The organism is Phytohabitans kaempferiae (assembly GCF_042433955.1).
Taxonomy (GTDB): Bacteria; Actinomycetota; Actinomycetes; order Mycobacteriales; family Micromonosporaceae; genus Phytohabitans; species Phytohabitans kaempferiae.
Genome location: NZ_JBHLUH010000005.1, coordinates 20481 through 42941 on the forward strand (window position 1 = coordinate 20481; position 22461 = coordinate 42941).

Consider the following 22461-nt stretch of genomic DNA (forward strand, 5'->3'; position numbering starts at 1 on the left):
CGAGGCTACGGTCTCGACCACGACGGCGGACGAGCGCCGAGCGACGGAGCGGGGTAGGCAATGATCGGCTTGTGGGACACCACGGGGAACGAGGTCGTCAAGGCCCTCGCCGCGGAGCGGCGCAGCGCCGGCAGCGTGGCCAGCGGCATGGCGCTCTCGCTCATCGTCGTGGTCGACGAGAAGCGGGTACGTGAGGCGGAGGCGGCCGCCACGATCGCCACGGCCGCCCATCCGTGCCGGCTGCTGATGGTGGTGCGTTCCGACTTCGAGCGCCCCATCAACCGGCTCGACGCCGAGATCGTGGTCGGCGGGCGGCTCGGCCCGTGCGAGGCGGTGGTCATGCGCATGTACGGCCGGCTCGCCCTGCACGCCGAGTCGGTGGTGATGCCGCTGCTCGTGCCGGACGTGCCCGTGGTCACCTGGTGGCACGGCGAGCCGCCGGAGCTGATCGCCAACGACTTCCTCGGGGTCGTGGCCGACCGGCGGATCACCGACACGGCACAGGCGAGTGACAAGATCGCGGCGCTGCGGCAGCGGGCCAACGACTACGCGCCGGGTGACACCGACCTGGCGTGGACCCGCATCACCCCGTGGCGCACGCTGGTGGCCGGCGCGTTCGACACGCTCGACACGAAGGTCACCGACGCGACGATCGTGGCGCCCGCCTCCGACCCGACCGCGGCGCTGATGAGCGGTTGGCTCAAGGCGCGGCTGGGTATCGAGCCCAAGCTGGAGGCGACCACCGACTTCCCGCGCATGCGGTCGGTCACGCTCCGGTCCGGCAGCGGCGAGGTGCTCTCGCTGACCCGGGAGGACAGCACGGCAACCTTCTCCCGCACCGGGCACGCCGCGCGCAACCTGCCGCTCGTCCGCCGCCCCACCGGGGAGGAGCTGGCCGAGGAGCTGCGCCGCCTCGACTCCGACGAGATTTACGCGGACGCGCTGGGCACCTACGCCGGTGTGTCCGATCTGGACAGTCGGCCGGCCAAGCGGGTACACATCTGGAAGGACCCGGTCGTCGCCGCGCGGCAGCCCGCGTCCGCTCCAGCGCCGGTGTCCGCTCCCACGGTGGGCTTCCCCCCGTCTCCCAGCGCCGTCTCGTCCGATGGCGTCCCTCTGCCTGGCCGGGCCGGGGTAGCGTCGGACGATGCCCGCTCCTCGGGCGGCGAAGGGGGTTCGGACAATGGGTGAGACCAGCGTGATCGTCCACTCGGACGCCAAGGTGCTCGCCCAGGCCGCCGCGGCCCGGCTGGTCGTCCGGCTCATCGACGCCCAGGCCGCCCGCGGCTTCGCCGGCATCGTGCTCACCGGCGGCCGGGTCGCCGCGGCGGTCTACGAGGCCGTCCGCGACCTCCCCGCCCGCGACGCCGTCGACTGGTCCCGGGTCGACGTGTGGTGGGGCGACGAGCGCTTCCTGCCCTCCGGCGACCCCGACCGCAACGAGACCCAGGCCCGGGAGGCGCTGCTCGACGCGCTCCCGCTCGACCCGGCCCGGGTCCATCCGATGCCCGCCGCCGACGGCCCCGACGGCAACGACCCCGAGGCGGCAGCCGCGCGATACGCCGGGGCGCTCGCCGCAGCGGCCAAGCCGGGCACCGCCCAGCTCCCCCACTTCGACGTGCTGATGCTCGGCGTGGGCGAAGACGGGCACGTGGCGTCGATCTTCCCGGAGCACCCCAGCGCGTACGAGACCCGGGTCGTCAGCGCCGTCCGCGGCTCGCCCAAGCCCCCGCCGGTCCGCGTCACGCTGACCCTGCCGACCATCAACACGGCCGAAGAGGTCTGGCTGATGGCCGCCGGCCCGGAGAAGGCCGACGCGGTGGGCATGGCGATGGCCGGCGGCGGCCCGGTGCAGGTGCCCGCCTCGGGCGTACGCGGGGTCGAGCGCACACTCTGGCTGCTCGACCGCGCCGCCGCGGCCGAGGTGGCGCCAAGGCTGCGCAGCCTCCGCTGAGCTGATCTGTGCTTCGCCCGGCCCCGACCGGGCCGGGCGAAGCTGTCAGGCCACCCCGAAGGTCGGGTCGTCGATGAGAAAGCGCCAGCTGCCGTCCGGTTGCCGGCGCGCCACCTCGCCGCTCACTCCGGTGACCTCACCCCCATTGGCTCGGAATCTCGCCGACATCAGCGCGTGGTCGCCGTGGACGATCAGCTTGCGCGTCTCCCCGTCGATGCGGTCCACCGCGCCGACGAATCCCGCCAGCATCGCGCGCAGCGAGGCGTGATCGGAGAGCCGGGCACCGTCCAGGCCGATCGTCACCGAGCCGGGCTCGTAGAGCGCCAGCAGCGCGTCGAGGTCCTTGCGGTTGACGCCGTCGACGAAGAGCAGGTGCAGGTCTTCAGGGCGTTGTGCGTTCGGCATGGCCTGACCGTAGGCCGGCCGCAGAGCCCCGCGATATCCCGCGCCATGGGGGTAGCGTGGCGCTGTGCGCGCGATCCAGACGCAGACCCGCGACCGCGTGCTGCGGGTCGCCGAGTCGGCGCCGGACCTCACCTGGTTACTGCGGCAGTCCGCGGCGGCGCTCGGCCGCGCGGTGCCGGTGGAGGGCTGGTGCGGCTTCACCCTCGACCCCGGGACGCTGGTGAAGACGACCGGCGTGCACGCCACCCAGCTCTCGCCGGCTCTGCTCGGCAGGCTGTTCGAGCTGGAGTACCATCCCGGCGACGCCAACCTCTTCGCCGACCTCGCCCGCGAGCAGCGCCCCACGGCGGTCCTGACCGACCGGGGCGCCAGCAGCCGATACCACGAGGTGCTCCGGCCCAGCGGATACGGCCAGGAGCTGAGACTCGTCCTGCTCGACCGGGGCACGGCCTGGGGCGGTTTCGTCTTCCTGCGCGAGCCCGGCTCGCCACCGTTCACGCCTGCGGAGAGCCGCTTCGTCGCCACGCTCGGCCGTCACCTGGCCCGTGGTGTGCGCCGCATCCTCCTGCGCGCCGCGCCGCCCGAGACCGGCCAGGCGGCGCATCCGGGCCTGCTCCTGCTCGACGAGCGATACCGGGTCGCGTCGTCGACCGCCGGCACCGACGCGCTGCTGGCGGACCTCGCCGGTGGCAGCGCTCATCCCAGAGGGCTCCCGACCGCGGTGTACGCGGTGGCGGCCAAGGCCATCCCAGGGCAGGCACCTGCCTCGGTCCGCGTGCCCACCCGCCACGGTGGCTGGGCCACGCTCTACGGCTGGCGCCTCGCCGACCCGTCGCGCATCGCGATTTCCATCGAGCGCAGCCGCCCCGAGGCGGTCACCACGCTTGCCCTCGACGGCTACGGGCTCTCCGCACGGGAACGGCAGATCGTGGAGCTTCTGCTGGCCGGCCGCTCGACCCGCGAGGTGGCCACCGACCTGTACCTATCTCCGCACACGGTCCGCGACCACATCAAGACGATCTTCGCGAAGACGGGCGTACGAAGTCGCCCCGAGCTGACCGCGGCGCTACGCCCGGTCGGCTAGGGGCCTGTGTGTATCGAGGTCGGTCGAGCGAGGTCCGGGCCGAGTCCGTGCTGCCGGTCGTCGTCTGGGTCCGCCATGGTCCGGGCACGCCGTCGGAAGACAGGTCCTGGACGTGCGGGCTGGGCGACCGGCGTCAGAGCTCGCCCCGGCGGCGGCGCAGCGCGGCCAGCGCCTCGGCGAGCAGGGCCTCGCCATCGGCGTCGCTGCGGCGCTCCTTCACATACGCCAGGTGCGACTTGTAGGGCTCGGACCGCGACGGGCCGGGCGGGTTTTGCCGATCGAGGCCAGCCGGCTGGCCGCAACGGGGGCAGTCCCAGGTGGCGGGCGGGGCGGCCTCAGCCGCGAGAAGGACCTCGATCGTGTGGCCCCTGGCGCACCAGTACGTCACGGGCTGGCGAGGGGCGGGGTCGCACCGCTCGGTGGGCCGCACCGGGCCCGAACCGACGCGAGTGCCTCGGATGGCGCTGCCATGTGGCACGGCTCTTCGCTCCTGTCGTCGATTGAGGGTTCGACGTCGCGATGGGGAACCATGGATAAAACAGACCGCGCAGAGTCTATGACTACGTACGGTGCTGGAGACCCTAGGAGTTCATCGCGAGTTTGAGCCAAAGGCCCAGGCCGACAATGCAGGCGAACCAGACGATCCCCACCAGAATGGTGTAACGGTCCAGGTTTTTCTCCGCCACCGACGAGCCGGCGAGACTGGTGCTCACACCGCCACCGAACATGCTGGAGAGGCCGCCGCCCTTGCCCCGGTGCAGCAGGATCAGCAGCATCAGCAGGAAGCTGGTGATGATCAACAACACGATCAACGTGTATGCGAACGCGATCGGCATGGTGGCGGTCAGTCCTCTCGACACAGCGGCCCAAGGACCGCAGAGGCACGTCGGCAGCTGAAGTCCATCGACAACTGGAACACTGTAAGCCCACCAAGGATAGCGGAAGCTCGTCCGGACGGGCCGGCCCGTACCGCCCCCATATCCGGTGCGAACCGGCCCCTCCGGCCACGAGAACGATATGGATCGCCGCCCGCCGTTGACACAACGCTGAGCAGGTCGGAAGCGTGGCGGCGGCACCCCCGTTGACCGGCGGAAACGCTTTCCAGCCGGAAAGCTGGTTTCCCGGGGCGGCAGAAACCGGCAGGATGGCCCGGGTACCGCCCCGGATGCTCACGAGGAACAAACCGGATATGGCCCCGCAGAACGCCGAGGCGACGGTGGGCTCGTTGTTACGGCGCTACCGTCTGGCGGCCGGACTCTCCCAGCAGGAGCTGGCGACCGGCGCCGCGGTCAGCGTACGCACGATCCGGGACATCGAGCACGAGCGGGTCGACACGCCCCGTGCCCCCTCGCTGCGCCGCCTCGCCGAGGCGCTGGGGCTGGCGGCGCCCGACCGGGAGCGGCTGCTCGCGGCCGTCCCCGGGCCGCGTGCCGAAGCCGCCGCCGACCGCCACCTGCGCGCCGAGGTCCTCGGCCCCCTCTCGGTACGCACCGGCGGCTCGGCGGTCGATCTCGGCCCCGCGCCCCAGCGTGACCTCCTCGCGCTGCTCGCCATCCAGCCCGGCCGCGTGGTGAGCCGGGACGAGATCGTCGACGTGCTCTGGGGCGACCAGCCGCCGAAGACCTGCCTGAGCATGGTGCAGACGTACGTGGGGCGGCTGCGCGTGCGGCTCGACCCCGACCGGGAGCCACGCTCGCCGGGCAAGGTGATCCGGCTGGCCGGCGACGGCTACACGCTCGACCTCGCGGCCGACGAGCTCGACCTCGCCCGCTTCTCCGACCTGGCCGAGCGGGGCACCGCCGAGCCCTACAGTGCCGCTGCGGTCGACCTGCTCGACCGGGCGCTGCGCTGCTGGCGCGGGCCGGTGCTGGCCGGCGCGAGCCCTCGGCTCCGCTCCCATCCGGCGGCGGTGGCGGCGGCGCGGCAGCGCGTACGGGTCGCGCTGGCGTACGCGGACCTCGCCGCCGACCTGGGGCTGCACGCCGCGGCGGTGGCCCGCCTCCAGGAGCTGGCGCCCGACGAGCCGCTGCACGAGGGGGTCGCCGCCAAGCTGATGGTCGCGCTGGCCGGTTCGGGCGAGCGGGCCGCGGCGCTGTCGCTCTTCACCGAGGTGAGCCGCCGCCTCGCCGACGACCTGGGCGTCGAGCCCTCGGCCGAGCTGCGCGACACGCACCTGCGCATCCTGCGGCAGGAGCAGGTCGTCCGCCCCGCCGCCCCCCGGCCACGCCAGCTTCCGGCGGCGGTGCCGGGCTTCACCGGGCGCACCTCCCACCTGGAACGGCTCGACGCGCTGCTGCCCGTCGCGCGCTCCCCGCAGGGCACGGCCGTTATGATCACCGCGATCGACGGCACCGCGGGCGTGGGCAAGACCGCGCTCGCGGTGCACTGGGCACACCGCGTCGCCGACCGCTTCCCCGACGGCCAGCTCTACGTCAACCTGCGCGGCTTCGACCCGGCCGGCCCAGTGCCGCCCGACGAGGCCGTGCGCGGCTTCCTCGACGCCCTGCACGTGCCGGCCCAGCGGATGCCGGTGGGGCTGGACGCGCAGGCCGCCCTCTACCGCAGCCTCCTCGCCGGCCGCCGCATGCTCGTCGTGCTCGACAACGCGCGCGACGCCGACCAGGTACGCCCACTGCTCCCCGGCTCACCCGGCTGCCTGGTGATCGTGACCAGCCGCGACCAGCTCGCCGGTCTCGTGGCGGCCGAGGGCGCGCACCCCGTACCGCTGGATCTGCTCGGTCCCGCGGAGGCCGGCAATCTGCTCGCGGGCCGGCTGGGCGCGGACCGGATCGCGGCCGAGCCGGCGGCGGTGGCCGCCATCGTCGAGGCGTGCGCGCGCCTCCCCCTCGCCCTCGTGATCGTCGCCGCGCGGGCCGCGACCTGCCCCGGCATCTCCCTCGCCCGGCTCGCCGAGGAGCTGCGCGAGGCGCGCGGCGGGCTCGACGCGTTCTCCGGCACCGACCCCGCCACCGACGTGCGCGCGGTCTTCTCCTGGTCCTACCGCGCCCTGAGCGAGGCGACGGCCCGCCTCTTCCGGCTGCTCGGCCTCCACCCCGGCGCCGACCTGACGGCCTCCGCCGCGGCCAGCCTCGCTGGCATGCCGGTACGCCAGGTGCGCCCGCTCCTCGCAGAGCTGGTCCGGGCTCGGCTGCTGGCCGAGCAGGCGCCCGGGCGGTTCGCGTTCCACGACCTGCTCCGCGCGTACGCGGCCGAACTCAGCGCGGAGACCGACCCGGACGCCGAGCGGCAGGCGGCGCCACATCGGCTGCTCGACCACTACCTGCACACCGCGTACGCGGCGGACGCGCAGCTCAACCCGCACCGCGACCAGATCACCCGCACGCCCGCCCGGCCTAGCGTGACGATCGAGGAGGTCGGCGACCAGGGGCAGGCGCTGGCCTGGTTCGGCGCCGAGCACGCCACGCTGCTCGCGATCGTCGAGTGCGCCGCGTCCGACGGATACGACACGCACACGTGGCAGATGGCCTGGGCGATGACCACCTACCTCGACCGCCAGGGGCACTGGCACGACTGGCTAGGCGTGCAGGATCTCGCGCTCCGCGCCGCCCGCCGCCTCGGCAACCGCTCAGACGAGGCGGACGCGCACCGGGGCGTGGCGCGGGCGTACGCGCGGGTCGGGCGCTTCGTCGACGCGCACGTGCACTACTGGCGGGCGCTCGACCTCTTCGGCGAGATCGGCGACCGGCTCGGCGAGGCCAACACGCACCGCAACCTCGCCTTCATGTGCGGCACGCAGGGCCACCGGCGCGACGCGCTCTACCACGCCCGCAAGGCCCTCGATCTGTACCGGGCCGGCGGCCACCGGGTCGGCGAGGCGAACGCGCTCAACAACGTCGGCTGGTACCACGCGCAGAACGGCGAGTTCCGGGAGGCGCTGGAGTACTGCGCGAAGGCGCTGGCCCTGCTCCAGGAGATCGACCACCGGCCGGGCGTGGCGGCCACGCTCGACAGCATCGGCTACGCGCACCACCACCTGGGCAACCAGTGCGCGGCGGTGGGGAGCTTCCAGCGGGCGCTGGAGATGTTCCGGGCGGCGGGCGACCGGTCACACGAGGCGGGCACGCTGACCCGGCTCGGCGACGCCCACCACGCCGCCGGCAAGCTCGAACAGGCCCGCAACGCGTGGCGCCAGGCGCTGGTCCTGCTCGAAGAGCTCGACCTCCCCGAGGCGGACGAGGTACGCGGCAAGCTCGCCGGACTGGTCGGCTGACGCCCGCCCGAGATCTGGTGAGCAGGCGCTCCGGCTCTGCGGTGGCGACGGTGGCCGGCGGAGTGGGTGCGAGCCGCTCCTCCTGGGCGCGGCTGATCCGCGGAATGAAAGTGATCAGGAGCACGCCGACGAGGACTGTGAGGACTGCGCCCGGTAGGTTGCGCGGGATCTGATCCTGGTAGTAGCCGGCGTACTGCTGGAACTCGGCGGGCGTGCACACCGGGCCGGAAGCGCCTCGTAGGCGGCGGTGTCGACGCTGCCGAGGATCAGCTCAAGGCCGGTGCGGCAGACCCAGGCCAGCCACCAGGTCCAGAGCATCACTTCCAACGCAGTGGTACGGGGCAGGCTGGCACGCGCGACAGTGGCGGTGACACGAAACGGGACGACGAGGTTGACGACAGGAATGAGCCAACCGCCGATCGCCCAGCCACGACCGGGGCCGGCATTTGTGACGCCGAGAGAGTCAAGATTTGCCCGAGCGCGTAGAGCCAGATCATGACGAGTACCGCAGCGGTGATCGTAATGAGCTGGACTGCGCTGTTGACAAGGGCTTCGGCGATCAGCGCGTTATCCAGCGGGGTGGCGTCGCGATCTTTGGCGGCCTGCTTGGCGAGTGCGATGCCGACGATTGGCCATAGTGCACCACACACGATGGCGACGGCGGCTGCGGCAACGGCGACAGACGCGGCATGCCGACACCGCATACCGGATAGCCGGGGATCTTCGCCGGTGACGTCGAGCGCGGGCACCGTGCGCATCTCCGCGATCGAGAGCGCAGCGGCATGCCGCAGGTCTGGCAGTTCACTGGCCCTCCTTGCCGGATATGTCCGACGGGCAGCCTTCGCGTGAAGCAGTGTGCGTGGAAGAGAAAAGCAGCAGATCTCCGACTGGGCCGGTGTCAGGTGGTGACGAACAAGCCGACGCAGTCTACGACGATGTCGGCGATTCCCGCTGCCCCTACGGGTTGTGGAACTCGACAGACACCGCCGTGCTGGCGTTTCTGCGCCCAAAGGCCAAAGTCCACGATCTTGCCGTCCGGGATCACGTGAGAGGATCCCTCGGCCTCGACCCGCTCGGCTGTCTCGGTCAGGTCCAGCGCGTGACCGGAAGGGACGAATAGAACTTCGTTGCGATAGTGGTACGAGGTGGCCCGGAACATGCCTACGGGAACGGCAAAGTCGGCGGTGACGTGTTTAGGGTGGTAAATCTCGCGCAGCCAGCGGGCGTGGCCGCGCTGGGTTCGCACCACATCGGCGGTGATGACCTGACCGGTCACCTCCAGCGGGATGAACGCGGTGACCTCGTTGCTGGACTCCGCGGTACTCCTCGACGAACTCGACCTCCCCGACGCCGACGAGGTACGTGGCAAGCTCGCTGCTCTGATCGACCGAGCCCAATTCACGCCCACCCGAGCTCAGGCGGCCAGGCCGATGTCGCGCCGTTCGGATAAGTCATTCATAGGCGACAATTAAAAGTCATTCACATCCAGATCATCATTCTTACCCAGCTCATTCAGCCTAGCAACAGTCGCTTTGTACTGATCAATGGAGGCTCGCATCGTCAACGTAAGCCGGTTGAGGGCTACTAGCGCTTCACAGGTCAGGCTTCCACCCACAATCATCGAGCGAACCGAATTGAGACCCACCCAGGCGTCTTGATACTCCTCGATACGATCTTGAATTTTCTCGTTCGCATCGAACCATCCCTCCGTGCTGGGCTCTCCGTGCGCCAGCACCGCCTCAGTAAGGTCATCATCGACAATAACTATCTCGGCAGCAAGGCGCACGTGATCCCGCCCTACCCGCTTGCTCGCAATTATTTCCGCAAGCACGTCAAGCTGCCGCTTATCACCGTTATCCACCATTATTCATCTGCCGTTTCAACCATATCGCCCCCCGCGCCCCCTCCGGCATATCCACCCCTCCTGCCCTTAGGATAGCAACGCAGTAGGTGACGCAGCTATTGCTTATAGTGGAATAGGGTCCGAGGTCCGCACCCAATCCAGAGAGCTGATGCTTACGCGCCCCCGCCCCATCAGGAAGCGGAATCTTTATAGAGATCGCATTTGGCCCCATGGGATTTGCAATACCACCGGTTGTAGGGCCACCCGCGACACCCCCGTTGGGGCCATAGGCAGTCACGACCTGCTCAGTAGTCATGGCCCTTCCACCGGATGGCGTAACTGTGATCTGCGCATGTTTCATATCTGGATCCCAGTGCACCTCTGCCTCGCCGCAGTTGTGGACGAGGACCGGGGTGTTGCCGGCGAGTACATGGTACGTGTGAATGGTGTCGACGGTGAGGTCGCGCATCGTCTCGGCGCCGGTGAAGTTCTCCACCGCGGTGACCGTCGCCACCCTGCCATCCGCCGTACGCAGCTCGTGGCCGACCCGCAACTCGGACGCATCGACCCACGACCCAGCGGTCTCATCCCAGAATGGGTGATGCGCCGTCGTCTCCACCACCGCTGACGAGCCGACCGCCACACCAGCCGCCACCATCACCGCGGCAGCCGCCACCCCCACCCGAGCCTTCAACCCCGCACCGGCCCGCGCCGGCGCACGCGGTCCCTTACCGGAAACCTTCACCGTCACGTTTGTCAGTTCGGTGTCCGTGTTGATGTGCAGCCTCGTCACCGACCGGGAAGTGGTGAGCCCAGTCCTCGGATCGGTCGCCGCCACCCGCTCCCCGACGTTCACGTCCCGGATCGGCTTACTCGACCCATCCGCCATCAACACCCTGGTGTCGGGGCTGAAACTGTGCTTCCGGCAGTTCGTCACCCCACCCGAACCCCGGCCAGGTACGTCCACCCCGTCGCCACCAGGACGCGCGCCCCCGGCGGGCACACGCCCGCCGCGCCCGCGACCGCCCGACGCCGCGCCCATGCCGACCGACATGGCCACACCGGTCAAGCTCACCCGGCCCGTGGTGGCGTACTGGGTCACCGCGTCCTCGACACCGGCCACCGCGCCACCGGTCAGGACCCGACCGCCCAGCGACGCGGCGGCGCCGCCCAGCTTGCCCGCCGCGGCAGCGGCGATCCGGCCGCCGATCGCCCCGCCAGCGCCACCGAGCAGACCTTGGAACGCCTCCGGTACCGGCCGACGTCAACAGGTCGCCGACGCTGTTGATGTCGCCCTGGGCGTAATCCTTGGCGACGTTCACCAGCGCGGCCGCGCCCACCATGCAGGCCACCGCACCGGCGCCCGCCGTCGCCGCGGTGCACGCCAGGCCGGCCAGGATCCCGGCGCCGATGGCCGCGATCTCGATGAGGGTGTCCTTGTGTTCCTTGACCCATTTGCCGGTGGCCTTCGCGGCGTCCTTGACGACAGTGGCCGCCTTCTTCACCGTCCGGACGGCTTTCGCGACCGCCTTCTTGCCTGCCTGTTTGACCTTGTTGGCGGCCTGTTTGACCTTCTGTTTCAGCTGGTGGGCCTTGTTGGACACGTACTTGCGGCCCTTGTTGACCGCTTTCTTCGCCGCCTTGACAGCCTTCTTGGCCACCTTCTTCACGGCGCTGTGGGCCTTCTTGACGGTCTTCTTCGCAGCCGTGGCGGCTCGTTTGGCCGTCTGTTTCGCGGTGGTGGCGGCCTTCTTCACGGTCGTCGTCGCCGCGTTGTAGGCCCGGGACACGGTCGAGGTCGCCTTGCTGACGGTGCGGGTCACCGCCGAGGTGGCCTTCTTGACGAAGGACTTCAGGCCCCAGTGCCCGGTCGGGTCGGTGGTGGTCAGCGGGTTGTCGTCGCCGTACGCGAAACGGTTGGCGGCGACCGAGTCCGGTGTCGGCGACACGGTGGCGGTGTCCCTGGTGTCGAACTGGCCGGTGTCGGTGTTGTACCAGCGGGCCATCATGTTGACCCGGCCGGTGAACTCGTCCGTCCACTCCGACTGGTAGCCGAGGCTGCCCCACATCCCGGTGGTGACGAGTACCTTGCCCAGCGGGTCGTACGTCGTCGAACCGTCCAATGTGGTCGCTGTGCTGGTGAGCTGGCCCACCACGTCGTCGTGCAGGTCGGTCCAGGCCAGCCGGGTCGACGTGCCGTTGCGGACCGCGAAGAGGTCGTCGCCGGGGTCCCGGACGTACCTGGCGGTGCCGTCCGCGGCCAGCGTGTTGCCCACGCCGGTGTAGGCGAAGTTGGGCCGGATCACCCGGCCCAGACCGTCGTAGGTGTACGTCCGGGTGCCAGCGGTCGCGGCGTCCTGCGACAGGATCTGGTTGAAGGCGTCCGCCTCGGGTGTCCAGCGTCGCCGCGCCCGCCACCGCACGGGAGAGCGTTCCGCGCGGGGTGTACGTGTAGGTGGTGGTCGTCGCCCCGTCGACCTGTGTCGTCAGCTGGTTGCGGGCGTCGTAGGTGAACGTCCTGCCACCGTTCTGCACCCGGTTGCCGGCCTTGTCGTACGCGTACGCGACGGTCGCGGTGCCGTTGTCCCAGGAGGTGAGCCGGTCGGCGAGGTCGTACGTGTAGGTGTTGCTGGCCGATCCGGCGAAGCCGGTGGTCGACTTCGAGGTCTCGTTGCCGTTGGCGTCGTACCCGTACTCGATTTTGCCGACCGAGACGCCGGCCCCGGTCGTCACCTCGTCGGCGGTGAGTCGCTTGAGCGGATCGTAGGTCAGCGTCCGGGTGTTGCCGCCGGTACCGCCGTATCCGATCGTCCGGACGAGTGAAAGGTTGTCGTATGTGAGGGCGGCGCTGACCCGGCGTCCGGGTTGGCGATCGTCGCGACCCGACCGGCGGTGTCGTAGCCGTACGTCGTCGTGCCGGCGGCGTCAGTGCGGGTCGTCACCTGACCGTCCGGGTTGTACGCGAAGGAGGAACTGCCCGCCACACCGTCCACACTGGTCAGAAGGCCGCGGTCGTCGTACCCGAGGGTGATGGCCCCGGCCGACGCGGACGCCGACACCGTTGACGTAGAGCGTCACCGTCTTCGCGACCGCGTCGAAGACCCCGGTCAGGTGGGTCCATTCGCCACTTGTTGCCGGTCGCGGCGTAGCCAAGGGAGAACGTACTGCGGATCTCGCCGTCCTGGGACGCGGCCGCCCGGTTCGAGCCGGGCAGGCTGGCGAGCTTGACCGACGCCGCCACCGTGTACGAGCGGGCGGTGTCCAGGGCGGGGCCGTCCGTCGTGATGTGCGAGCCGGGCGCACCGGTGAACACGGCGGCGCCGCCGCGCTCGGTGGACCAGGTGACGTTGGCGGTCCGTCCGGTGCCGTTGCCGGACGAGTCGCGGGCGATGGTCCCGCTGCCCTCGTCGAGCCGCCACCGACCGACCGGCGTCGTAGCGGCGTCCCCGTTGTAGGTCGTGATGGCCAACGCGTCGCCGAGCGGGTCGTTCAGGGAGTCGGTGACGGCTCGGGATCGGGGGCCGTCCAGAGGGCCAACCCCACACCGGCGGCGACCAGGGCGAGCACTCCGGCGCCGATGTACCACGCCCGACGGCCACGAAGGAGTTCCTTCACGTTGACCACCGGATGAAGGTACGCCAACCGCCGGCCGCAGACGAGACGCGAAGGGCGGGCCCGCTGCGGGCCCGCCCATCGACAAGAAAACCCTTAGCGGGCGAGGTGCTCCGGAAAGCGGCAGATCTGCACGAACTCCTCGGCGTCGATGCTCGCCCCGCCGACCAGCGCGCCGTCGACATCCGGCTTGGCCATGATGCTGGCGACGTTGGCCGCCTTGACCGAGCCGCCGTACAGCACACGCACCGCGTCGGCCGTCGGCTGCCCGAACTTCTCGGCGAGCCGCTGCCGGATGGCCCCGCAGACCTCCTGCGCGTCCTCCGGCGTGGCGGTCTTGCCGGTGCCGATCGCCCACACCGGCTCGTACGCCACCACGACCTTCTCCACCTGCGCCGGGGTGAGCCCGTCGAGGCCCCCGTCGAGCTGGGCGATCACGTGCGGCACGTGCTCGCCGGCCTCGCGGATCTCCAGCCCTTCACCGATGCACAGGATCGGCGCCAGGTCGTTGGCCAGGGCCGCCTTGACCTTGGTGTTGACCAGCGCGTCGTCCTCGTGGTGGTACTGCCGGCGCTCCGAGTGCCCCACCACCACGTACTGGCAGCCGAGCTTGGCCAGCATCGGCCCGGAGACGTCGCCGGTGTATGCCCCCTTGGGGTGCGGCGAGAGGTCCTGCGCGCCGTATCCGAGCAGGAGCTTGTCGCCGTCGACCAGCGTCTGCACCGTGCGGATGTCGGTGTACGGCGGCAGCACCACCACCTCGACATCGTTGAGCTGCTGCTCGTTGAGGCTGGCGGCCAGCTTCTGCACGAGCAGGTTGGCCTCGAGGTGGTTGAGGTTCATCTTCCAGTTGCCGGCCATCAGGGGCCGGCGCGACGACTGGGCCATCACTGCTCCAACGCGGCGACGCCGGGGAGGGTCTTGCCCTCCAGGTATTCCAGCGAGGCGCCCCCGCCGGTCGAGATGTGCCCGAAGGCAGCGTCGTCGAGGCCAAGCGTGCGCACGGCCGCGGCCGAGTCGCCGCCGCCCACCACGGTGAAGCCGTCGACCTTGGTGATCGCCTCGGCGACGCCCCGCGTGCCGGACGCGAACGGCGCCAGCTCGAAGACGCCCATCGGACCGTTCCAGAACACGGTCTTCGCCGGGGCGAGCGCCTCGGCGAAGAGGCTCACGCTGGCCGGGCCGATGTCGAGGCCGAGCCGGTCGGCCGGGATCTCGCTCACGGGCACGACGTCCCACGAGGCGTCGGCCGAGAACTCGCTCGCGGCGGCCACGTCGACGGGCAGCACGATCCGGCCGGCGGCGCGGTCGAGCAGGTCACGGCAGGTGTCGACCATGTCGGCCTCGAGCAGCGACTTGCCCACCTCGTGGCCCTGGGCCTTGAGGAAGGTGAAGCACATGCCGCCGCCGACCAGCAGCTTGTCGACCTTGGGCAGCAGCGCCTCGATCACCGCGAGCTTGTCGGAGACCTTGGAACCGCCCAGGACGACGATGTACGGCCGAGCGGTGTCGCCAGCCTGCCCGGTGAGCTTGACCAGCACCTCCAGCTCGCGCAGCACCAGGCCACCGGCGAAGTGCGGCAGCCGCTGGGCCACGTCGTAGACGCTGGCGTGCTTGCGGTGCACGGCACCGAACGCGTCGTCGACGTACGCCTCGACGAGCGCGGCCAGCTCGTCGGCGAACGCGCCCCGCTCCGCCTCGTCCTTGCTCGTCTCGCCCGCGTTGAAGCGGAGGTTTTCCAGCAGCGCCACGTCACCGGAGGCAAGGCTCGCGGTCACCGACCTCGCCGACTCGCCGACCGTGTCGGTGGCGAAGGCGATCGGCCGGCCGAGCAGCTCACCGAGGCGCTGGGCGACCGGCTCGAGAGAGTACTTCGGGTCGGGCGCGCCCTTGGGCCGGCCCAGGTGGGAGGCGACGATGACCCGGGCGCCCGCCTCGCTCAGCGCGCGCAGCGTGGGCAGCACCGCACGGATGCGGCCGTCGTCCGTGATCGTCTTGCCGTCGAGAGGGACGTTGAGGTCGGCGCGCACGAGCACGCGCCGACCCTCGACTCCCTCGGCGAGGAGGTCGTCCAGCGTTTTCATCAGAGCGAGGAACCAACCAGCTTGACGAGGTCCACGAGGCGGTTGGAGTAGCCCCACTCGTTGTCGTACCAACCGACGACCTTGACCTGGTCGCCGATCACCTTGGTGAGGCCGGCGTCGAAGATGCAGGAGGCCGGGTCGGTAACGATGTCGGACGAGACGATGTCGTCCTCGGTGTAGGTGAGGATGCCCTTGAGCGCGCCCTCGGCGGCGGTCTTGATCAGGCCGTTGACCTCCTCGACCGAGGTCTCGCGGCCGGCGGTGAAGGTCAGGTCGGTCGCCGAGCCGGTCGGGATCGGCACGCGCAGCGCGAATCCGTCGAGCTTGCCCTTGAGCTCCGGCAGCACCAGGCCGATCGCCTTCGCGGCGCCGGTGGAGGTCGGCACGATGTTGAGCGCGGCGGCGCGGGCGCGGCGCAGGTCCTTGTGCGGGCCGTCCTGGAGGTTCTGGTCCTGCGTGTACGCGTGGATCGTGGTCATCAGGCCACGCTCGATCGTGAGCCCGTCGTGCAGCACCTTGGCCATCGGGGCGAGGCAGTTGGTGGTGCAGGAGGCGTTGGAGATGACCGTGTGCTGGGCCGGGTCGTACGTCTCGTGGTTGACGCCCATGACGACGGTCACGTCTTCGTTCTTCGCCGGCGCGGAGATGATGACCTTCTTGGCGCCCGCGTCGACGTGCGCCTTGGCCTTGCCGCCGTCGGTGAAGAAACCGGTCGACTCGATGACGACGTCAGCGCCCAGGTCGCCCCACGGCAGCTTGGCCGGGTCGCGCTCGGCCAGCGCCTTGAAGGTCTTGCCGTTGACGGTGATCTCGTCACCGTTGGCCTTGACCTCGTAGGGCAGGCGGCCCAGGATGCTGTCGTACTTCAGCAGGTGGGCGAGCGTCGCGTTGTCGGTCAGGTCATTGGCGCCGACGAGCTCGATGTCGGCGCCGGACGCCAGCACCGCCCGAAAGAAGTTACGGCCGATCCGGCCGAAGCCGTTGATGCCAACGCGGATGGTCACGGTCCATCTCCTCGTTTGTGACTCTGTCATTTATCGGCCTCGTCGCCGCCTATGACAGTATCCGAGTCGCCGTTTTGGTTTTGGGCCGGGGTGACCGGCTCCGGGCGGTCAACTTGATGCGTTACGCCCGACCTTGGTTACCCGTTTTCGGGCTTCTTCGTCATCCCACAAGCATTTCTGGTGTGACGGCCGCCTCAGTGTCGGGGATACCCAGATCCTTGGCGCGCTTGTCGGCGAGGGCCAGCAGGCGACGGATCCGGCCCGCGATGGCGTCCTTGGTCAGCGGCGGGTCGGCGAGCGCGCCGAGCTCCTCGAGCGAGGCTTGACGGTGCTCCAAGCGGAGCTGGCCGGCGCTCGTGAGGTGGTTGGGCGCGTCGTCAGCCAGGATCTCCAGCGCTCGCGTGACCCGCGCCGCCGCGGCGACCGCGGCCCGCGCGCTGCGGCGGAGGTTGGCGTCGTCGAAGTTGGCCAGGCGGTTGGCCGTGGCGCGCACCTCGCGGCGAACGCGGCGCTCCTCCCAGGCGAGCACGCTGGAGTGCGCGCCGATGCGGGTCAGCAGCGCGGCGATCGCGTCGCCGTCCTTGACCACGACCCGGTCGACCCCGCGGACCTCGCGCTGCTTGGCGCTGACGCCGATCCGCCGCGCGGCGCCGACCAGCGCGAGCGCCGACTCTGGCCCGGGGCTGGTGATCTCCAGCGCGCACGAGCGGCCCGGCTCGGTCAGCGAGCCGTGCGCCATGAACGCGCCCCGCCAGGCGGAGACCGCGCAGCACATGCCGGCCGAGACCACGTGTGGCGGGAGGCCGCGCACCGGGCGCCCGCGCACGTCGAGCAGCCCGGTCTGGCGGGCCAGCGCCTCGCCGTCCTTGACCACGCGCACGATGTAGTGGCTGCCCTTGCGCAGCCCGCCCGAGGCGAGAACGTGAATCTCGCTCGGATATCCGTAGACCTCCGCCACCTCGCGGCGCAGCCGCCGGGCCACCGCGCCGGTGTCCAGCTCGGCCTCCACCACGACCCGTCCGGAGACGATGTGCAGGCCGCCGGCGAACCGGAGCAGCGCGGCCATCTCCGATCGACGGCAGCACGGCTTCGGCACGTCGACCCGACTCAGCTCGTCCTTTACCGCCGCCGTCATAGCCATTTCGTCGTCATCTCCTGGACAGTTGCGGGCGCTTCAGTTGTGACTAACGACCGGCGCCCAAGACAGGCACCAGCGCGGCGCCAAGCGCCGCCGGATCATGCCGGGCGCTGCCGTCTGCCATCGCCACCGGGGCGAGAGTGAGCCGCGCACCCAGCGATTCTGCCGCATGGCGCACCGGTTCGGGGTCGCCTACGGCCTTCTCGTCTGCGATGACCGTGTCGATTCGCAGCTCGGGCAGGTACCACCGGAGGGCCGCCAGGTGCCCCGCGACCGACAGGCCGAGGGTCTCCTTCTCCTCCGCGAGGTTGAGCGTGACCAGGCGGTGGGCCGGGCTGGCGACGATCGCGGCGGCCAACTGGGGCATGAGCAGATGCGGGATCACACTCGTGTACCAGCTGCCCGGTCCGAAGATCAACCAGTCGGCCGCCGCGACGGCCTCGATGGCGTCGGGGCACGCCGCCGGCTGCGCCGGCGTCAACCGCACCGAGAGCACGCGCCCCCGGGTCACCGCGACGGCGTGCTGTCCGCGCACCGTCAGCACGTCGTCGGGTACGGCCGGATCCGCGCCCTGCACCTCGGCCTCGATCCCGAGCGGTTCGCACGACATCGGAAGTACGCGCCCCGCGGCGGCCACCATCGTCGCGGCGTGGTCGAGCGCCGCCACCGGGTCGCCGAACAGCTCCATCAGCCCGAGCAGCACGAGGTTGCCCACCGTGTGCCCGGTCAGCGGCCCCGGCGGGCGGAACCGGTGCTGGAAGAGGTCGACCGTGCGCATCGCCTCGGCGTCGGCGAGCGCGGCCAGCGCCTGGCGCAGGTCGCCCGGGGGCAGCGCGCCCCGCTCCGCCCGCAGCCGCCCGCTCGACCCGCCGTCGTCCCCCACCGTCACGACCGCGGTGATGTCGAGGTCGAGATCGGCCTGGCAGTGGCGCAGCGCCCGGAGCGAGGCGGCGAGCCCGTGCCCACCACCGAACGCCACGACCTTCATCGGCCGCCTCACCCTACGCCCCACGCCGTGCGTCTTCACCGAGCCCAATGGTTCACTCGCAGGCCGCCTGACACCAGGCCCCAGGCCGTCCGCCTTCACCGAAGCCAATGGCTCGCTCACGGGCCGCCTCGCAGTGCGGCCGATGCCAGACTCGCTCACTCCCGCCCCAGGTCCCGGTGCTGGGCGTGGGCCGAGATGCGCGCCTGTCGCAGGCGGTCGGCCAATTCCTCGGCGATCGCGACGCTGCGGTGCTTGCCGCCCGTGCAGCCGACCGCCACGGTGAGGTAGCGCTTGCCCTCCCGCTCGAACCCGGGCGCGGTGGCCCCGACCAGGTTGGCGTACGTGGCGACGAACTCGCCCGCGCCCGGCTGCCCCAACACGTACGTGCTGACCGCCTCCTCCTGCCCGTTGTGCTCGCGCAACTCGGGGACCCAGTACGGGTTGGGCAGGAAGCGCGCGTCGAGCACGAAGTCGGCGTCGGGCGGGAGACCGTACTTGAAGCCGAAGGAGAGCACGGTGACCCGCAGCCGCCGCGCGTCTTCGCCGCCGAACAGCTCCTCCACGCGCCGCCGCAACTGGTTGACGTTGAGGTGGCTGGTGTCGATGATCACGTCGGCGTGGTCGCGCGCCTCCTCAAGGAGCTTGCGCTCGGCCGCGATGCCGTCGGCGAGCCGCCCGTCGCCCTGGAGCGGATGCGAGCGCCGCACACTTTCGAAGCGCCGGATCAGCACCTCGTCGTCGGCGTCGACGAACACCACACGCGGATGGAAGCCCCGCTCCTTGAGCGCCTTGATCGCGCCGACCAGGTCGGTGGAGAACGCCCGGCTGCGCACGTCGAGCACCATCGCGGTGTGCCGGGCCGCACCGCCCGCCTTCTGGGCGAGCTCGGCCATGTCGAGCATGAGCGCCTGGGGCAGGTTGTCGACCACGTAGAAGCCGACGTTTTCCAGCGCCCGGGCCACGGTGCTGCGACCGCCGCCGGAGACGCCGGTCACCACCACCAGCTCGGTCTCGTCGTCGGGCGGTGCGCTGGAGTCGTCGTGCACCAGAGAATCCTAGGCGCTCGGGGCGGCATCCGCCCCGTCGGCATGGCCGGGCGTGCCCGGCTGGTCGTCCGGACCGGCACCATCCGCCGGGACGGCCGCACCTGGCGCGGGCGTGTCGCCGCCCCCCGTCTCCACGATCGCCTCCCCGCCGGCGTGGCCGGGCGTGGCCGCCTCCTCACCCGGATCCGCGCCAACCGCCAGGGCTGCCGCACGCGGTGTGGGCGCGTCGCCGCCCACCGCCTCCACGATCGCCTCCGCGGTGCGCCGGCCGATGCCGGGAACCTCGGTGATCTCGTCGGCGCTCGCCGCCGCCAGCCGCTTGAGCGAGCCGAAGTGTCGCAGCAACGCCTTGCGCCGCACCTCGCCGAGCCCCGGGATCGAGTCCAAACTGGACACTGTCATCCGCTTTGACCGCCGCTCGCGGTGGAACGCGATCGCGAACCGGTGTGCCTCGTCCCGCAGGCGCTGCAAAAGGTAAAGCCCTTCGGACGCGCGCGGCAGGATCAGTGGGAAGTCGTCGCCCGGGACCCACACCTCCTCCAGCCGCTTCGCCAGCCCGCACAGGGCCACGTCGTCGATGCCCAGATCGGCGAAGACCGCGGCCGCCGCGTTGACCTGTGGCTGGCCGCCGTCGACGACGACAAGCTGGGGCGGGTAGGCGAACTTGCGCGGACGCCCTGTCGTCGGGTCGATGCCCGGCCGCTCCGGATCCTCCGCCTCCTCGGCATCGAGCTCGCCAACCGAGGCGCGCGCCTCCAGGTATCGCGCGAACCTCCGCCGCAGCACCTCGGAGAGCGCCGACAGGTCGTCGGTGGCGCCGCGCACCGCGAAGCGCCGGTATTCACTCTTTCGTGGCAGCCCGTCTTCGAAGACGACCATGCTGGCGACCACGTCGGTGCCCTGGATCTGCGAGACGTCGTAGCACTCGATGCGCAGCGGCGCGGTCGTGAGCCCCAGCGCCTCGCCGATCTCCTCCAGCGCCTTGCTGCGCGTGGTGAGATCGCCCGAGCGGCGCAGCTTGTGGCGGGTGAGCGCCTCGGCGGCGTTGCGCGCGACCGTGTCCAGCAACGCTTTCTTGTCACCTCGCTGCGGCACGCGCAACTGCACGCGGCTCCCCCGGTGCTGGCTCAGCCAGTCGGCGAGCGCGTCGGCATCGGGCGGGAGGGCGGGCACGAGCAGCTCGCGGGGGACGTCGCCCTCGCCCTGCTCGCCGCCGTAGACCTGGCTGCAGAAGTGGTGCACCAGATCGCCGGTCGTCAGCTCCTCGGTCTTTTCCACGACCCAGCCGCGCTGGCCACGCACGCGCCCGCCACGCACGTGGAAGACCTGCACCGCCGCCTCGAGCGGATCCTCGGCGAAGGCCACCACATCCGCGTCGGTGCCGTCGCCGAAGACCACCGCCTGCTTTTCCAGCGCCCGCCGCAGTGCCACGACGTCGTCGCGCAGCCGGGCGGCCAACTCGAACTCCAGCCGCTCCGAAGCGGCCATCATCTCCCGCTCGAGCCGCTTGACCATCGTCTCGGTGCGACCGGCCATGAAGTCACAGAACTCCTCGACGATCGCCCGGTGCTCCGCGGCGCTCACCCGCCCCACGCAAGGCGCCGAACACTTGCCGATGTCGCCGAGCAGGCACGGGCGGCCGATCTGGCCGGCCCGCTTGAAAACCCCCGAAGAACAGGTGCGCGCCGGGAAGACGCGCAGGAGAAGGTCGAGCGTCTCGCGGATCGCCCAGGCATGTGAGTACGGACCGAAGTAGCGCACGCCCTTGCGCTTGGCGCCGCGCATCACCTGGAGACGGGGGTACTCCTCGTCGAGCGTGACCGCGAGATACGGGTATGACTTGTCGTCGCGGTATTTGACGTTGAAGCGCGGGTCATACTCCTTGATCCAGGAGTACTCCAACTGGAGCGCCTCGACCTCGCTCCCCACCGTCACCCAGTCGACCGCCGCCGCGGTGGTGACCATCTGCTGGGTGCGCTGGTGCAGGTGCCACAGGTCGCCAAAGTACGAATTCAGCCGGCTGCGAAGGCTCTTCGCCTTGCCGACGTAGATGACCCGCCCACTCACGTCACGAAAGCGGTAGACCCCCGGAGCGTCCGGAATCGTGCCCGGTGCGGGACGGTACGTCGACGGGTCTGCCACGCGTCGAGCCTAGCCCGCGCCTCTGTCACTTTCGCGAGGCGCGGGCCGGGCGGCGTGGTCTCAGGCGAGCGTGATGCTGTCGCCGTCCACCTTGATCTGACGCTCGGCCAGCGGCTTGGTGGCCGGGCCGGTCTTCACCGAACCATCGGTGATCGAAAACTTGCTGCCGTGGCAGTTGCAGTTGATCGTCCCGCCCTCGACGGCCGTCACCGGGCAACCCTGGTGCGTGCACTTCGAGTCGAAAGCCTTGAACTCACCCTCGGTCGGCTGCGTCACCACGAGACTCTGGGCCGCGATGATGGTGCCCCCGCCGACCGGCACCTCGCTCACCTGGGCCAGCGCGCCGCCCGAGTCACCGGCGCCCGCGCTGGGGTCGCTCCCGCCGTTCGACTGGGTGTCGCCGGAGGAGGTGGTGTCCTCGTCGGGGTCGGTGCCACACGCCGCCAACAGCGCGGTCGTGCCGATGGCCCCCGCACCCGCCAGTAGCGCCCGGCGGGTGGTGATCCCCGACTGCGTCACCGCCTGTTCCTCGCTCATGCCTCACCCTTCCTGTCTTCGGCTCACCGCGGTCGGGTCGACCACGGCCACGCCAGTACACACGAGTGCCCGGCCGCTCCGGTTCACCGAGCCTTCCGTGGTGTCCGGTTCGTCCCCTCGCGAGACCGACGTTGCCGCTGCTCATACCCCCTGCCACGAATCGTCAAAAGCTCAACATCACCGCTCCCGGAGATCGCGAATGAACGCACGTTCTTCGATTTCTCGTCCGCCGCCGAACGCGCTCGCGTCGCCCTCGTCACCGAACCGGGAAGGTCACTCTCCGTAACGTCCTCGACCGCGGAGGCGCACAGCAGCATCTCACCCCAAGCGATTACCACCACCGGCCGCGAGCGCGACGAGCCGCCCGGTCGACCGCCCAGGACAGCCGGACGG

General features: G+C 70.8%; 21 protein-coding genes and 2 pseudogenes. 4 read left to right on the plus strand and 19 right to left on the minus strand.

What is annotated here, in order from left to right; translation table 11 throughout:
• Positions 1-60: 60 nt before the first annotated feature.
• Positions 61-1050: pseudogene (locus tag ACFFIA_RS04515) on the plus strand (glucose-6-phosphate dehydrogenase assembly protein OpcA); the annotation flags it as partial.
• 133 nt (positions 1051-1183) lie between these two features.
• Positions 1184-1954 carry a 6-phosphogluconolactonase gene (pgl, locus tag ACFFIA_RS04520; RefSeq protein ID WP_377245786.1) on the plus strand — a complete coding sequence of 257 codons (771 nt, stop codon included), beginning with the start codon at positions 1184-1186 and terminating at the stop codon, positions 1952-1954.
• A 45-nt stretch (positions 1955-1999) separates the two neighbouring features.
• Here the strand turns inward: pgl and ACFFIA_RS04525 are convergent, their stop codons facing one another.
• The gene (locus ACFFIA_RS04525) at positions 2000-2359 is read right to left on the minus strand and encodes a YybH family protein (protein WP_377245789.1); all 360 of its coding nucleotides are present in this window, start codon (positions 2357-2359) and stop codon (positions 2000-2002) included.
• A 64-nt stretch (positions 2360-2423) separates the two neighbouring features.
• On the opposite strand from ACFFIA_RS04525, the gene ACFFIA_RS04530 reads away from it, so the two are divergent.
• Positions 2424-3443 (plus strand): helix-turn-helix transcriptional regulator, encoded by a 1020-nt coding sequence (locus ACFFIA_RS04530; RefSeq protein ID WP_377245792.1) that lies wholly within the window; start codon positions 2424-2426, stop codon positions 3441-3443.
• A 133-nt stretch (positions 3444-3576) separates the two neighbouring features.
• On the opposite strand, the gene ACFFIA_RS04535 is transcribed toward ACFFIA_RS04530, so the two are convergent.
• On the minus strand, positions 3577-3921 hold the full coding sequence (locus tag ACFFIA_RS04535; protein ID WP_377245795.1) for an RNA polymerase-binding protein RbpA: 345 nt from the start codon (positions 3919-3921) through the stop codon (positions 3577-3579).
• A gap of 103 nt (positions 3922-4024) precedes the next feature.
• Positions 4025-4279 (minus strand): preprotein translocase subunit SecG, encoded by a 255-nt coding sequence (gene secG, locus ACFFIA_RS04540; RefSeq protein ID WP_377245798.1) that lies wholly within the window; start codon positions 4277-4279, stop codon positions 4025-4027.
• A 353-nt stretch (positions 4280-4632) separates the two neighbouring features.
• On the opposite strand from secG, the gene ACFFIA_RS04545 reads away from it, so the two are divergent.
• Entirely contained in the window at positions 4633-7674 is a 3042-nt protein-coding gene (locus ACFFIA_RS04545; protein WP_377245801.1) for a BTAD domain-containing putative transcriptional regulator, read from the plus strand.
• A gap of 114 nt (positions 7675-7788) precedes the next feature.
• Here ACFFIA_RS04545 and ACFFIA_RS04550 read toward each other — a convergent pair whose 3' ends face one another.
• From ACFFIA_RS04550 to ACFFIA_RS04625, 16 genes and pseudogenes are all read right to left on the minus strand, one after another.
• A complete protein-coding gene (locus tag ACFFIA_RS04550; RefSeq protein WP_377246268.1) occupies positions 7789-8166 on the minus strand; it encodes a DUF4328 domain-containing protein in 378 nt (125 codons plus the stop codon).
• A gap of 406 nt (positions 8167-8572) precedes the next feature.
• Positions 8573-8950: a hypothetical protein gene (locus ACFFIA_RS04555; RefSeq protein ID WP_377245804.1), complete on the minus strand. Its 378-nt coding sequence runs from the start codon at positions 8948-8950 to the stop codon at positions 8573-8575.
• Between the two features lie 192 nt (positions 8951-9142).
• Positions 9143-9535: a hypothetical protein gene (locus ACFFIA_RS04560; protein ID WP_377245807.1), complete on the minus strand. Its 393-nt coding sequence runs from the start codon at positions 9533-9535 to the stop codon at positions 9143-9145.
• Positions 9528-10406 (minus strand): polymorphic toxin-type HINT domain-containing protein, encoded by an 879-nt coding sequence (locus ACFFIA_RS04565; protein WP_377245810.1) that lies wholly within the window; start codon positions 10404-10406, stop codon positions 9528-9530. The genes ACFFIA_RS04560 and ACFFIA_RS04565 overlap by 8 nt, the downstream gene beginning before the upstream one ends.
• On the minus strand, positions 10387-11940 hold the full coding sequence (locus ACFFIA_RS04570; RefSeq protein ID WP_377245813.1) for an RHS repeat-associated core domain-containing protein: 1554 nt from the start codon (positions 11938-11940) through the stop codon (positions 10387-10389). Before ACFFIA_RS04570 ends, ACFFIA_RS04565 begins: the two co-directional genes overlap by 20 nt.
• Before the next feature lie 55 nt (positions 11941-11995).
• Positions 11996-12250, minus strand: a pseudogene (locus ACFFIA_RS42575) (hypothetical protein); the annotation flags it as partial.
• 192 nt (positions 12251-12442) lie between these two features.
• A complete protein-coding gene (locus tag ACFFIA_RS04580) occupies positions 12443-12820 on the minus strand; it encodes a LamG-like jellyroll fold domain-containing protein (protein ID WP_377245819.1) in 378 nt (125 codons plus the stop codon).
• 186 nt (positions 12821-13006) lie between these two features.
• Entirely contained in the window at positions 13007-13141 is a 135-nt protein-coding gene (locus ACFFIA_RS04585) for a hypothetical protein (RefSeq protein WP_377245822.1), read from the minus strand.
• Positions 13142-13225: 84 nt separating this feature from the next.
• Complete coding sequence (gene tpiA, locus ACFFIA_RS04590; protein ID WP_377245825.1) at positions 13226-14017, minus strand: triose-phosphate isomerase; 792 nt, start codon at positions 14015-14017, stop codon at positions 13226-13228.
• A complete protein-coding gene (locus tag ACFFIA_RS04595; RefSeq protein WP_377245828.1) occupies positions 14017-15213 on the minus strand; it encodes a phosphoglycerate kinase in 1197 nt (398 codons plus the stop codon). The genes tpiA and ACFFIA_RS04595 overlap by 1 nt, the downstream gene beginning before the upstream one ends.
• A complete protein-coding gene (gap, locus tag ACFFIA_RS04600; protein WP_377245831.1) occupies positions 15213-16217 on the minus strand; it encodes a type I glyceraldehyde-3-phosphate dehydrogenase in 1005 nt (334 codons plus the stop codon). The genes ACFFIA_RS04595 and gap overlap by 1 nt, the downstream gene beginning before the upstream one ends.
• A 160-nt stretch (positions 16218-16377) precedes the next feature.
• Positions 16378-17358: a DNA-binding protein WhiA gene (gene whiA / locus ACFFIA_RS04605; RefSeq protein ID WP_377245834.1), complete on the minus strand. Its 981-nt coding sequence runs from the start codon at positions 17356-17358 to the stop codon at positions 16378-16380.
• A 43-nt stretch (positions 17359-17401) separates the two neighbouring features.
• Positions 17402-18343 (minus strand): gluconeogenesis factor YvcK family protein, encoded by a 942-nt coding sequence (locus tag ACFFIA_RS04610; protein ID WP_377245837.1) that lies wholly within the window; start codon positions 18341-18343, stop codon positions 17402-17404.
• Between the two features lie 155 nt (positions 18344-18498).
• Positions 18499-19389 carry an RNase adapter RapZ gene (gene rapZ, locus ACFFIA_RS04615; protein ID WP_377245840.1) on the minus strand — a complete coding sequence of 297 codons (891 nt, stop codon included), beginning with the start codon at positions 19387-19389 and terminating at the stop codon, positions 18499-18501.
• A gap of 9 nt (positions 19390-19398) precedes the next feature.
• The gene (gene uvrC, locus ACFFIA_RS04620; RefSeq protein ID WP_377245843.1) at positions 19399-21531 is read right to left on the minus strand and encodes an excinuclease ABC subunit UvrC; all 2133 of its coding nucleotides are present in this window, start codon (positions 21529-21531) and stop codon (positions 19399-19401) included.
• Between the two features lie 60 nt (positions 21532-21591).
• Positions 21592-22068, minus strand: a complete 477-nt coding sequence (locus ACFFIA_RS04625) for a Rieske (2Fe-2S) protein (RefSeq protein ID WP_377245846.1) — start codon at positions 22066-22068, stop codon at positions 21592-21594.
• Between the last annotated feature and the right edge of the window lie 393 nt (positions 22069-22461).

Bases quoted from the DNA above. Each gene is read 5' to 3' on its own strand.
- pgl (WP_377245786.1), top strand. From the start codon at position 1,184: ATGGGTGAGACCAGCGTGATCGTCCACTCGGACGCCAAGGTGCTCGCC.
- ACFFIA_RS04525 (WP_377245789.1), bottom strand. From the start codon at position 2,359: ATGCCGAACGCACAACGCCCTGAAGACCTGCACCTGCTCTTCGTCGAC.
- secG (WP_377245798.1), bottom strand. From the start codon at position 4,279: ATGCCGATCGCGTTCGCATACACGTTGATCGTGTTGTTGATCATCACC.
- ACFFIA_RS04545 (WP_377245801.1), top strand. From the start codon at position 4,633: ATGGCCCCGCAGAACGCCGAGGCGACGGTGGGCTCGTTGTTACGGCGC.
- ACFFIA_RS04565 (WP_377245810.1), bottom strand. From the start codon at position 10,406: ATGGCGGATGGGTCGAGTAAGCCGATCCGGGACGTGAACGTCGGGGAG.
- tpiA (WP_377245825.1), bottom strand. From the start codon at position 14,017: ATGGCCCAGTCGTCGCGCCGGCCCCTGATGGCCGGCAACTGGAAGATG.
- ACFFIA_RS04595 (WP_377245828.1), bottom strand. From the start codon at position 15,213: ATGAAAACGCTGGACGACCTCCTCGCCGAGGGAGTCGAGGGTCGGCGC.
- whiA (WP_377245834.1), bottom strand. From the start codon at position 17,358: ATGGCTATGACGGCGGCGGTAAAGGACGAGCTGAGTCGGGTCGACGTG.
- ACFFIA_RS04610 (WP_377245837.1), bottom strand. From the start codon at position 18,343: ATGAAGGTCGTGGCGTTCGGTGGTGGGCACGGGCTCGCCGCCTCGCTC.
- ACFFIA_RS04625 (WP_377245846.1), bottom strand. From the start codon at position 22,068: ATGAGCGAGGAACAGGCGGTGACGCAGTCGGGGATCACCACCCGCCGG.